This window comes from Henriciella barbarensis (genome assembly GCF_003576345.1).
GTDB classification, from domain to species: domain Bacteria; phylum Pseudomonadota; class Alphaproteobacteria; order Caulobacterales; family Hyphomonadaceae; genus Henriciella; species Henriciella barbarensis.
Map to the genome: position 1 here is coordinate 59,714 of NZ_QWGB01000005.1, position 11,566 is coordinate 71,279.

10 protein-coding genes are annotated in these 11,566 nt (G+C 61.5%); 3 read left to right on the forward strand and 7 right to left on the reverse strand.

All coding sequences use genetic code 11. The features are described from left to right. Nucleotides 1-48 precede the first annotated feature (48 nt). Both D1224_RS03120 and D1224_RS03125 read right to left on the reverse strand, forming a co-directional pair. On the reverse strand, nt 49-912 hold the full coding sequence (locus D1224_RS03120) for a ribokinase (RefSeq protein ID WP_119378471.1): 864 nt from the start codon (nt 910-912) through the stop codon (nt 49-51). Beyond that, nucleotides 909-1,844 (reverse strand): nucleoside hydrolase, encoded by a 936-nt coding sequence (locus tag D1224_RS03125; protein WP_119378472.1) that lies wholly within the window; start codon nt 1,842-1,844, stop codon nt 909-911. Before D1224_RS03125 ends, D1224_RS03120 begins: the two co-directional genes overlap by 4 nt. A 104-nt stretch (nt 1,845-1,948) precedes the next feature. On the opposite strand from D1224_RS03125, the gene D1224_RS03130 reads away from it, so the two are divergent. Next, nucleotides 1,949-2,656, forward strand: a complete 708-nt coding sequence (locus D1224_RS03130) for a dienelactone hydrolase family protein (RefSeq protein ID WP_233350373.1) — start codon at nt 1,949-1,951, stop codon at nt 2,654-2,656. A 9-nt stretch (nt 2,657-2,665) separates the two neighbouring features. On the opposite strand, the gene D1224_RS03135 is transcribed toward D1224_RS03130, so the two are convergent. The 4 genes from D1224_RS03135 to D1224_RS03150 all read right to left on the reverse strand — a co-directional run bounded on the left by D1224_RS03135 (nt 2,666) and on the right by D1224_RS03150 (nt 8,981). Continuing rightward, nucleotides 2,666-4,822 (reverse strand): acylase, encoded by a 2,157-nt coding sequence (locus D1224_RS03135; protein ID WP_233350374.1) that lies wholly within the window; start codon nt 4,820-4,822, stop codon nt 2,666-2,668. A 48-nt stretch (nt 4,823-4,870) separates the two neighbouring features. Further along, nucleotides 4,871-6,241, reverse strand: a complete 1,371-nt coding sequence (locus tag D1224_RS03140) for a Na+/H+ antiporter NhaC family protein (protein ID WP_119378474.1) — start codon at nt 6,239-6,241, stop codon at nt 4,871-4,873. 33 nt (nt 6,242-6,274) lie between these two features. Beyond that, the gene (locus D1224_RS03145; protein ID WP_119378475.1) at nt 6,275-7,603 is read right to left on the reverse strand and encodes a dipeptidase; all 1,329 of its coding nucleotides are present in this window, start codon (nt 7,601-7,603) and stop codon (nt 6,275-6,277) included. 70 nt (nt 7,604-7,673) lie between these two features. Then, a complete protein-coding gene (locus D1224_RS03150; RefSeq protein WP_119378476.1) occupies nt 7,674-8,981 on the reverse strand; it encodes a replication-associated recombination protein A in 1,308 nt (435 codons plus the stop codon). A 55-nt stretch (nt 8,982-9,036) separates the two neighbouring features. On the opposite strand from D1224_RS03150, the gene D1224_RS03155 reads away from it, so the two are divergent. Further along, on the forward strand, nt 9,037-9,882 hold the full coding sequence (locus D1224_RS03155) for a TauD/TfdA dioxygenase family protein (protein ID WP_119378477.1): 846 nt from the start codon (nt 9,037-9,039) through the stop codon (nt 9,880-9,882). A 7-nt stretch (nt 9,883-9,889) separates the two neighbouring features. On the opposite strand, the gene D1224_RS03160 is transcribed toward D1224_RS03155, so the two are convergent. Next, nucleotides 9,890-10,567, reverse strand: a complete 678-nt coding sequence (locus tag D1224_RS03160; protein ID WP_119378478.1) for a Fe2+-dependent dioxygenase — start codon at nt 10,565-10,567, stop codon at nt 9,890-9,892. A gap of 73 nt (nt 10,568-10,640) precedes the next feature. Here D1224_RS03160 and D1224_RS03165 point away from each other — a divergent pair, with 73 nt between their 5' ends. Continuing rightward, nucleotides 10,641-11,543, forward strand: a complete 903-nt coding sequence (locus D1224_RS03165) for a hypothetical protein (RefSeq protein ID WP_119378479.1) — start codon at nt 10,641-10,643, stop codon at nt 11,541-11,543. Nucleotides 11,544-11,566: the final 23 nt, after the last annotated feature.

Sequence of the window (11,566 nt, forward strand, 5' to 3'; positions counted from 1 at the left end):
TGGCCCTACATCCATCCGTGTCCATGGAAACTGCCCCATCCGCCGCTCTCAGTCTTGATCTTCCAGAAACGCGTCCACATCTTCGCGCCACGGCAGGCTTGGCTGCGCGCCAGGCTTTGTCACGGTCAGCGCAGAGGCCGCCGACGCGAAACGCAGTGCTTCTCCTTCCTCACGGCCTTCGGCAAGCGCGAGCACAAGCGCGCCGCAGAAAGTATCGCCTGCTCCGGTCGTGTCGATCACAGGCACGGTGAAAGCCGGGACGCGCGCAATCTCTTTACCGGCGCGGTAGAGTACAGCGCCCTGCCCTCCAAGCGTCAGGGCGACCAAACCGCCGCCGCGGTGGATACCATCGCCATAGAAGGCGGCTTCGCCCTCGTTCACGATCAGGAGGTCCGCTGTCTCCAGCAGCTCAACCGGGACAGGGCCAGCGGGGGCAAGGTTCACAGCAAAGAGGCCGCTATTGGCGCGCATGGCCGCCAGCACGCATGCAGTGGGTATCTCTAGCTGGCAGAGCACGGCGTCCGGCTTTCCCTCGATGTTCACATCACCAGGTGACAGGCAGGCATTCGCGCCGCTTGCGACGACGATATGGTTTTCGCCAGCCTTGTCCACGGCGATGAGGGCGACGCCTGTCTGCTGCTCCGGGTCGCTGACAATGCCAGACAGGTCGACGCCATCCGCCTTGAGCAGTGCGAGGGCAGCGTCGCGGTTTGGGCCCTCTCCGGTGCGTGCGATCATGGAAACATCTGCGCCGAGACGGCGCGCTGCGAGTGCCTGGTTCGCCCCCTTGCCGCCCGGGTGTTGTGCGAAGGTGGCACCGGTGACGGTTTCGCCCGCCACGGGCAGTTTTTCAGCCGTCGCAACAAGATCAAGATTCGCCGAGCCAACTATTGTGATACGGGCGCTTGTCATAACGGATATCTTCCGAGCTGACCGATCAGTTCTGCAAAAGCGCCATCAGCGTCGACGGTGGTATACCACTCAACGTGGCCGTCTTCGCGGAACTCCGGAATTGTCTTGCCGAACCGCTCGCCTTCTTCGGTGACGACCGATACGCGCGCCTTGAGCCCCGCAAACAGGTCTGGCCGCAAGAGCGCAAGAATGGTGGACGGGTCGTGTAGCGGCGCATTGCGCGCCTTTGCCGACTCTTCCAGCCGGTTGGAGGCTGCGAGAAGGTCTGCAGCAATAACGGCCTGCCGAGACCCGAGCGCGCGCACCCGCTCGACCATCTCATCCTGTGTCAGCAACTGATGGGTCACATCGAGGCTGAGCACCCGCATCGGGACGCCGGATCGGAAAACCGCCTGCGCGGCGTGCGGGTCTGCGAAGATATTGAATTCTGCGTGCGGCGTAATGTTGCCGCCTTCGGTATCGGCCCCGCCCATAATGACAATCTCTGAGAGCCCCTCGGCGATGTCTGGCGCCATGCTGAGCGCGAGCGCCACATTGGTCAGTGGGCCAGTCACGACCAGCGTGGCCGGAAAGCCTTTGGCCGTGCGAAGGGTCTGTATCAGGAAATTCACGCCGTGCTGACGCGAGGCCCGCCCTTTCGGTTTTGGCAGATCCAGCCCACCCAGACCTGTCGTGCCGTGAAAGTCCTCCGCCGTTACCGGATCGCGCACCAGCGGGCGCGGCGCACCTGCGCGGACAGGAAGGTCTGGATGATTGCCGGCGACGTCCCGAATGATACGCGCATTACGATGGGTGAGCTCACCGCGGACATTGCCTGCTACGGTCGTAATTCCAAGCACATCGATCCGGTCGGTTGCCGCAAAGGCAAGTAGCAACGCGACGGCATCATCGAGCCCCGGGTCGCAATCTATTATAATCTGGCGTTTCCTCATGCCCTCTATTTGTGTCTGTTCCGATCTTCCCGGCAAGGTCTAGCTATCACTCAGAGAAACCCTAAGTGAGGCTGGGACACGTCAAACAAGAAGGAATGAAGCTCATGGCCGTTTCAACGAAATCACTGGACTATGAACAGGCCGGACAGACCTATGAAGGCTTTCTGGCCATGCCCGAAGGCAAGCCGAAAGCTGTCGTCCTCGTCTCCCATGCATGGGGCGGGCAAGACAAGTTTGATCATGAGAAGGCCAAGATGCTGGCAGAGTGGGGCTATGCCGGCTTCGCGCTCGACGTCTATGGCAAGGGCAAGCGCGGCTCGACCAAGGAAGAAAGCCAGGCGCTGATGGAGCCGCTCGCCTCCAATCGCGGCGAGCTTCAGAATCGTCTGAAACTGAGCCTTGAAGTCGCGAAGAAAGAGTCTGGTTGCGATACGGCCGCCGCTATCGGTTTCTGCTTCGGCGGCCTCTGCGTGCTCGACATGGCGCGAGCCGGTATGGATGTAGAGGGCGTTGCCTCCTTCCACGGCATTCTGGGCGCCCCGGGCAATACAGACGGCCACAAGACGAAGTCCAAGGTCCTCGCCCTGCACGGCTGGGACGACCCAATGGCGAAGCCTGAGGATGTCATGGCTTTCTCCAAGGAAATGACGGATGCAGGCGCAGACTGGCAACTGCACGCCTTTGGCGGCGTTATGCACGCCTTCACCAACCCGGACGCGAACGATCCGGACTTCGGCACGGTGTACGACCCGGCCGCCGAGCGCCGCAGCTTTGCGATCCTCAAGGACTATCTTGAAGAGCTTTTCGGTTAGGCCAAACGCCTAATCAGACCAGGCGGGCCGGTAGGTCCGCTCAGCATTCTCCTCGACGGCGGCGCGTTCAATCAGGGCGCGCCGCCATTTCATGTCTGCAAAGAGCGGCGCCTGATCGGCATAATGGGCTGAAGTTTCATCCAGCGTCGCCGCGCCAAACTGGTGGATGACTTCGGCCCTCTGCTCGCCAACCTCATCCCACTCGACCAGCGCGATCCATGTATCGCCAGCCGCTGCCGCAAGAATGCCGGTGTCGCCAATCTCTGCCGGGTAGATCGCGCGCAGCGTGTCTGGACCTCCGTCGAGCGGCAGACTGACATCACCGCGCACCAGCCGGTTCACCTCGCCCCATTCAGGATCGATGCGGCCATGATGCGTCATCAGCCAGTCGACAGCTTCGCGGAATGCATCTTCCGGCGCTGGCGGGGGGCTGCCATCGATTGAGCTGCGGATTTCACGGATGACCGTCAGCACACCGAGCGCAGCATGCGTATTCTCGCGGTTGGTTCGCTTGTCCCAGGCGCGGAGGTGGTCGGCAGCAGCCGCGAGCCTGTCGTCATCGCTCCAGTCCTCAGCCAGAACGGCTTCGATCACCTCTTCGGCCTGCGAACCCTCTGCATAGGACTGGTCGAACTTGATATCGAGAAGGCGAGCACGGCCGATAGGTTCGCCTTCGCCCGTCAGCTCTGCAATCCGCAGAGAGCGGTTGGTCTCATTTTCCTGCAGGCCTATCGCGACCGGGAAGTCTTCTGGCTTCAGATTGTCCGCCCCGTCAGTTGCCGAATAGGGCGTATTGTTCGCATTGTAGACAAAGCCGCTTTCCGGATTGATGAGCATCGGCACAGCCTCGAACGGCAGATAGTCCTGCCAGATGAGATCGGAGCGGTCGCCGGGAAGGTCCTTGCGCCACTCCCAGCCCGCCACTCTGTCCGGGTACTGGGCATTATGGATGAAGGCGATATTCCCCGCCTTGTCCGCATAGATATAGTTGATGCTCGGCAAGGCATTCATAGACATGGCGTCCATGAACTCATCGAGTGAGCCTGCCTTGTTCAGACGGTAATACTGCTCCAGCTGGCGGATCTCGCCACGCCCGGCATAGCGGATGGCGTAGGTGCCGTGTTCGGCTTCGATCACCGGCCCGTGCACGGAATGCTTGAGCGTACGCTTTGCCTTGAAGGCAAACGGGCCGAGCAATCCAACACGGATGGTAACGGTTTCGGTCTTAAAGTCGTGCCACTCGCCATCCAGCCTGTAGCGGGTTCCATCCTCGTCGACTTCCAACCGGTAAACATCGGCAAGGTCCGGCTTGTTGACGGTATTGGCCCAGCCAAGATCCTGATTGAAGCCGTGCAGAATGAGGGGCGTGCCGGGAAAGAGGCCTCCGGTAATGTTGAGCCCCTCCTCGGAAATGAGATGAGCCTCCCACCAGGCGACAGGCCCGGTCATGGGCTGGTGAGAATTGATCACGAGGCGCGTCACGCCGTCGCCAGATCGCTCCGGGGCGACTGCAAACGCGTTCGACCCGCGCTCTGGCTGACCATGTGGGACGGCGTGAAAGGCTTCGCGCCCGCCGCTCGGGTCGAGCGCGATGGCGGCCTGCCGCTCATCGCCAAACAACTCCATCAGCGTTGAATCGAGGCCGTAAAAGAAGGGCGTCTTGAAGACGAAGCCCGCAACGACGTCCTCTGCGGTGAAAGGCGCCAGGCCCGCCCAGGTCGCCTCCGGGTTTTCTGCCGCATAGAGATTAAGCCCTGCGGCATAGGCCTCTGCGATGGCCTTAACATTGTCTGGCACGTCAGTCTCGTACCGCACATCGACCGTATCCCAGACACCCAGCAATGCCACGATATAGTCAGTCGGGGCCGCCCCTGCCCCATCATAGCGCGCCAGCACGCCGCGCGTGGCAGCGACGACATTCTGGATTGTTTCATAGTCATCTCCGGCATGGGCGTAGGCAACGCCGAAGGCGACGTCCGCGTCGCGGGCGCCATAAATGTGCGGCACACCCCAAGTATCGCGGATGATCTCTGCATCGTAGTTTGAAGCTGCAGCGGCGAGTTTATCTGGCGGCGGATTGCTTCCAACCGGATCCCAGAGCCAGATGGCGAGCCCGAAAATAGCAACGATGAGAGCGGCGAGGCCCCATTTCAGAATCCGCATCATGCGCCCCTCCCCTTCAGTTTTTCTTATTTCTGTAAAGGCGTGCACGCTTCAAAGCGTGGTGGCAATACCCGCCGCGAGATAGCTGACCACTGCGAGCAGTCCGGCGCTGAGCGCATAGGGAAGCTGAGTACGCACGTGTTCAATATGATCACATTCAGCCGCCAAGCTGGCGATGATCGAGGTGTCAGATATCGGCGAGCAATGGTCACCGAAAACGCCGCCGCCGAGCACCGCCGCGAGGGCAAGCGACGGCGGAACACCGCTGCCGAGCGCGAGCGGGATGGCGACTGGAACAAGGATGCCATAGGTGCCCCAGCTCGTGCCGGTCGTGAATGAAGTGATACCCGCCACAACAAATACGATGGCAGGTAGCGCCCAGGCAAAGGAGATACTGCCCGCAAGGCTGCCGAGCACTTCGCCGGTGCCAAGGGCCTTGAGGCTCGCGCCAAGCACCAGCGCGAGGAAGATCACCGTAACCGCAGGCAGGAGATCGCCCATGCCCTTGAAGCCTGTTTCGATGAGGCTGCCTTTCGGCTCCTTGCCGGATCGGAGCAGAAGAAGGAAAGCGACAGCGGTCGCAATGCAGACCGCCCACAGGATGGATTGAGAGCCTGAACCCTCGAGCATGTTGCCGCCGCCTGTCCACAGCATGAAGCCGAGCGCGCCGCCGACCAGCACGAGCAGGGGCACGCCCATATTGAACGCGCTGCCCGTGCCTGTCTCTTCTTCAGGTGCATCGTCATTCGCCGCGATCGTCTGCTCTTCACGTGCGCGCAGCGGGCCGAATGTACGGTCGCTGATGACAGTCAGCCAAACGCCCGCCAGCGTCAAAAGCGCATAGAAATTGAGCGGGATGGTCCCCACGAGCACGGCCAGCGGATTGTCGAGGTCGTACTCTGCGATAAGGCCAAGGACAAAAGCACCCCAGCCATTCAGCAGGATCAGGATGCTGACAGGGGCGGACGTCGAATCGATAATATAGGCGAGGCGCTCCCGGCTCATCTTCAACCGGTCGAAGAGCGGTCGCCCCATGATGCCGGTCGTCAGGAGGCTGATATTGGTCTCAACGAAAATGAGCGTTCCGGTCAGCGCTGTGACTGCGCCTGCCCGCCGCCGCGTGCCCGCTGCGCCTGTACGCACCAGCCAGTTCACCATGCCGGCAATACCGCCTGACCGGCGCATATACTCGATCAGCGCGCCGATGATCAGACAGAACAGAAGGATGCGGGTATTGCCTTCACTGCCGAAAACGGAGACCGCCCGCTCGACGCCGCCGAGCAGGCCAAGCGCCGGGTTTCCCCCGGCAATCAGCGTTTCCGATGTCCAGATGGCGAGGCCCAGCGCCCAATAGACGTTGCGCGTCCAGACCGCGAGGCCGAGCGCCAGGACAGGCGGCAGTAGTGTAATCCAATCCGCCATTATTCGACTCCCGGCAGTTCGTCCTTGACCGCGTTAGTTCAGAACGGTCGGCGATTGCAGTTCAGAGGTACGAGCCTCTTCTGCCTGACGCAGGAGGCGCAGCATGTTGCCGCTCCAGAACTTCTCAATGTCCTGCTCGCTATAGCCGGCTTCAAGAAGCGCCGCGGTCACTTTTGGAAGGAATGTGATATCCGTCATTCCGTCGACGCCGCCGCCGCCATCCCAGTCGGCGCCCATGCCGACATGGTCCGGGCCGACAAGGTCGAGCGCATAAAGAAGGTGCTCCATGAACTTCTCGAAGGTGGAACGCGGTGCCGGGTACTGCGCGTCGATCTCTTCGCGGGCGGCGGAGTATTCTTCGCGCGTCGCTTCGTCGAGATCGTAATAGCTGCCACCGAAACGCTCTTCCAGGTCGGCCATGGCTTGCTGGCGCTCAGCGCTTGGCTCCAGCGCTTCAAGGTAGCCGCCATACGCGTTGATCTGGATGACACCACCATCTTCAGCGATTGCCGTCAGCAGCTCATCCGGAATGTTGCGGAAGTGGTCGTAGACGCCGTCTACGCCAGTGTGGGACAGGATGATCGGCGTCGTGGACAGCTCGATCATATCATAGACGGTTTCATCCGAAGCGTGCGAGCCATCCAGCACCATGCCGAGCTCGTTGGCCTTGCGCACAAGGTCTTCACCGAGAGGCGACAGGCCGCCATAGGAGTCGCCTGAGACGTCGGTCGCGCTGTCGGCGAACTGGCTATCACGGAAATGGACGGGCGCGATCATGCGCAGGCCGCCGATATAGAAGGTTTCCATCAAGGACACATCGGTGCCCAGAGGATAGGCGTTTTCCATACTCTGATAGACGACGCGCTTTCCTTCGCCTGCGATGCGTTCGGCGTCATCGGCGGTGAACGCAAGTTCGACCTCGTCACTATACTTCGCTGCAAGTTCGCGGATCGACATCTGACGCAGCATCGCCTGGTTACGGGCAGCGTCGTACGATGCCTCATCCAACGGACCCTGCGCGGTGAAGATGACCCAGAAACCGCCATCAAGACCGCCTTCCTTCATGCGCGGCAGATCAACGTGGGTGCCGTTCTGCTCAAAGGTTTGGCGAACCGAAAAGTCGTAATCAGGCGTGTGGAAATAGGCGGGGGTATCGAGGTGGGTGTCCATGACGAGCATGCCCTCATGGATGGACTCCACATTTTGCGCCACGCTCATGGGCGCGGCGACTTCGGCGCTGGACTGGGCCTCAGCCGGGGCAAAGATTTCGCTGCCGCTTGGTTCAGCGTCCGGATTGCACGCGGCGAGCACCGCCAGCGCGCCTGCCATCATGAGACCATTGCGAAAGTTGAAACCCGTCATCCTGTTACCCCTTTGATCAATCTGTTTGCGATACCAGCAGAAGCCGGGCCGGGCTGCAATCGCAGATGCGTTATTCACCCCGGCTCTTACGCAGCTCTGCCCAGCGTTTCAGCCGCTCAGCGATGGGGCCTTCGCGCCCCTGCCCCTTGGGTTGGTAAAAACTTTCGCGCTTCATTCCATCCGGGAAATAGTTCTGGCCTGAAAAGCCGTCCTCGGCGTCATGGTCATAGGCATAGCCTTTGCCATAGCCCTCGCCCTTCATGAAGGCGGTGGGCGCGTTCAGGATATGCTTTGGCGGCATCAGGGATCCGGTCTCTTTCGCGGCGCGCTGAGCCGCCTTCCAGGCGGTATAGACCGCGTTCGACTTCGGCGCCGTGGCGAGGTGAACGACGGCATGCGCGAGGGCCAGCTCACCCTCCGGGCTGCCGAGGCGCTCATAGGTGCGGGCCGCTTCACTCGCGATCATCAGCGCCGTCGGGTCGGCGAGGCCGATCTCCTCTGACGCCATGCGGACGATGCGGCGGGCAAGGTAGAGCGGATCTTCACCGCCTGTGACCATGCGGGCGAACCAGTAGAGCGCCGCATCCGGGTCTGACCCGCGCACCGATTTATGCAGGGCGGAGATGAGGTTGTAATGCTCTTCGCGGTCCTTGTCATAAGCGGGCGCGCGCTTCTGGAGTGCCTGGCTCAGCGCCTCTGGCGTCAGTTCCGTCCCCTCATCAGCCAGCGTGAAGGCCTGCTCGGCAAGGTTCAGCATGTAGCGGCCATCGCCGTCGGCCATGTCGATCAGCGCTTCGCGGGCGCGCGGCTCCAGTGGCAGTTTGCGTCCCTCAAGCGCTTCGGCGCGGACGAGCAATTCTTCCAGTGCCTCTGGTGTCAGGCGTTTGAGCGTCAGCACCGCGCAGCGCGACAGGAGCGCGCCATTGATCTCGAAGCTCGGATTCTCCGTGGTGGCACCCACAAGGGTCACGACACCCGCCTCAACGAAGGGCAGGAAGCCATCCTGCTGGGCACGGTTGAAGCGGTGGATTTCGTCCACGAAGAGCAGCGTGCCCTTCCCCGTGCTGCGCCGGTTCTCGGCCCGGTCAAACGCGGCGCGCAGATCCTTTACACCCGAAAAGACCGCGCTGATCGCCTCGAATTCGAGATCGGTTTCCTTGGCGAGCAGCCTGGCAATGGTCGTCTTGCCGACGCCGGGGGGGCCCCAGAAAATGATCGAGGAGAGGCGCTTCGTTGACAGCATCCGCCCAAGCGCGCCGTCAGGCCCGAGCAGATGGTTCTGCCCTACGACTTCGGACAGCTTTGCCGGGCGCAGCCTGTCAGCCAGCGGCCGAGGCGCCTCATCAGCCATACCCGAAGCGGAAAAGAGATCACTCATGCTGCACACCTAGCCCGCGTCAGTGCCCGTGATAAGATGGCAGCTGGAGGAAACCATGACACTGACCATCACTAAAAGCGGTGAGGCGTGCGGGGCGAGCGTAACAGGCATAGACCTGAGCCAGCCCCTCAGTGAGGCAACCATTGCGGATATCCGTACGGCCTGGCTCACCCATCACGTCCTCGCCTTTCCGGACCAGATCCTCAGCGATGATGATCTGGAGCGGTTCACGCAATACTTCGGACCCTTTGGCGATGATCCGTTTATCGCGCCGATACCGGGCCGGAAGCACATCATTGCCGTCAAACGCAAGGCCGATGAGACCGGCCCGGTCTTTGCCGAGACCTGGCACACCGACTGGAGCTTTCAGGCCTCTCCGCCTGCTGGCACGTGCCTTTATGGCATTACGATTCCGCCCATCGGCGGCGACACGCTTTTCACCAATCAGCACAAGGCGCTGGCGGAGATGCCTGACGATCTGCGTGAGAAGCTGGACGGCAAGATGGCCGTGCATTCGGCGCGAAACGGCTATGGAAAGACAGGCCTATATGGCGAGAATGATGAAGGCCGGAGCATGGACATCCGCTCTTCGGATGAGGCGCTCGCGACGCAGTCCCATCCCATCATCCGCAAGCATCCTGAAACCGGCGAGGAAGGCATCTTTGGCTGCGCTGGATACATCATCGGCTTTCAAGGCATGGATGAGGAAGAGAGCTGGGCTTTGCTGACAGAGCTCTATCGCTGGCAGACGCGGCCAGAGTTCCAGTACCGCCACAAATGGTCGGCGGGCACGCTACTGATGTGGGACAATCGCTCATGTCTTCATATGGCGACGAGCGGTTATCAGGGGCATGACCGCCTGCTCCACCGCACAACGATTGGCAGCCGCGCGGCCGCCTGAACCGCTGTCAGACCTCCGACCAGAGGCGACGCAGATTCGCGATCACCTTTGAAAGCGCGAGATGTTCTGGCGCGCCTTCTGGCAGGGAGGCGCGCACGGAGACTTTCAGGTTCGCAAGATCGAACAGGATGTCGCGCTGCTCGCTGGTACGGACCTGGCTCTGTACCCAACCGACGCAGACTGTGCGCTGGCCAGACGTGATCGTCTCGACGCGGTGCAGGCTGGTCGATGGATAGAGGAGGAGCGAGCCAGCTTCGAGCTTCATGGAATGGATCATGCCCGCCCAGTCGATGGTCAGCTCACCGCCCTCATAATCGGCCGGGTCATTGAGAAAAAGCGTGAAGGACAAATCCGTCCTGATCCGGTTCGCGCCTGTGCCCATCAGCGCATTGTCGACATGGGTGCCATAGCCCTGCGCCTCGCCGCTGCGGCTGACGAGCAGGCGTGACAGGCGCGCCGGCTGAGCGGCGGCCTGGAAGACCGCGTTCTTGCGAATTGCATCATTGAGCAATGTATGCAGCGCGGTGCCCGAGCGGGACGACAGATCCGCCTGCTCGTTGCGCTTTACTTTCGCTGCTTCTGGTCCCGCCGTCTTGCGCCCATCGGCCCAGCCGGTCTTCGCCAGAAGCTCTTTCGCCTCAGTGAGGGCGGCTGCGTCAAGTATGTCTGGAATCGTGATCAGCATCTTGCTTTTGAGAATTATTTGCAGATATAGCTAGGCGTTACTGGAACACTCGCAACAATGAAAGTGCACCTCTATGGCATCAAAATACAAATCTCTTGCTGCGCTCGGCCTGTCGACCACCCTTCTTGGCGGCCTTGTAGCGTGCGGCAATGAGGTGGAAACAGCCCCTGCTCCGACCGAAACCGCCGCAGCCGAAGATACCGATACGGCGGCAACCCAGACACCCGACGCCGAAACTGACACCTCCTCCTACGCGATGTCCGGCGGCGAAGGTGAGGGCGACGGCGGTGAGGGAGAAGGCGGGGAAGGTGAAGGCGGCGAGGGCGGCGTTGATCTTACTGCAGCCGCAGAAGACCCAGCTGTCTATCGCAGCGCGCTCGCCATGACTGAAGCGCATATCCGCGCCGGTATCGATGCGTTGGACGCGGGCGAACGCCGCGCAGCCGGCGAGATGTTCGCCCACCCGGTTAGCGAGATCCTGCTCGACTTCGAGCCAGTGCTCGTCCAGCAGGGCGTCGAACCCTTCGCGCAGAAGCTGAGCGATGCCTCCGCCGCCGTGTTCGCCGAAGAGTCCGCTGAAGACCTCCGCGCCCGCGCAGATGACATCATCGAAACGCTTCGCGCGGCTGCCGAAAAGGCACCCGAGGGCAGCGACAGCGAAGCCGTCGTGGAAGCAAAAGTGATCGCAGACCAGATCGACCGCGCTACCGCGCAATATGACTCAGCGAGCCGCACGGACGCCTATGAACCATATCTTGACGGCTATGGTTTCTACAACACGGCGAACGCGCTGCTGGAAGACCACCGCGCCGACATTGAAGCCGACGCGCCGGAATTCGTTGAACAGGCTGACGCAGTCCTCGCCATGCTGGCTGACGCGTATCCGACAGCAAACCGCCCGGACACGCTGGACGCAGACCAGTCCGCCATGACGGCTGGCAATTCAGAGCTTCAGCTGATCGTCAGCGGCCTGTAAGGCCTCGCTGGCTTCGACAGAAA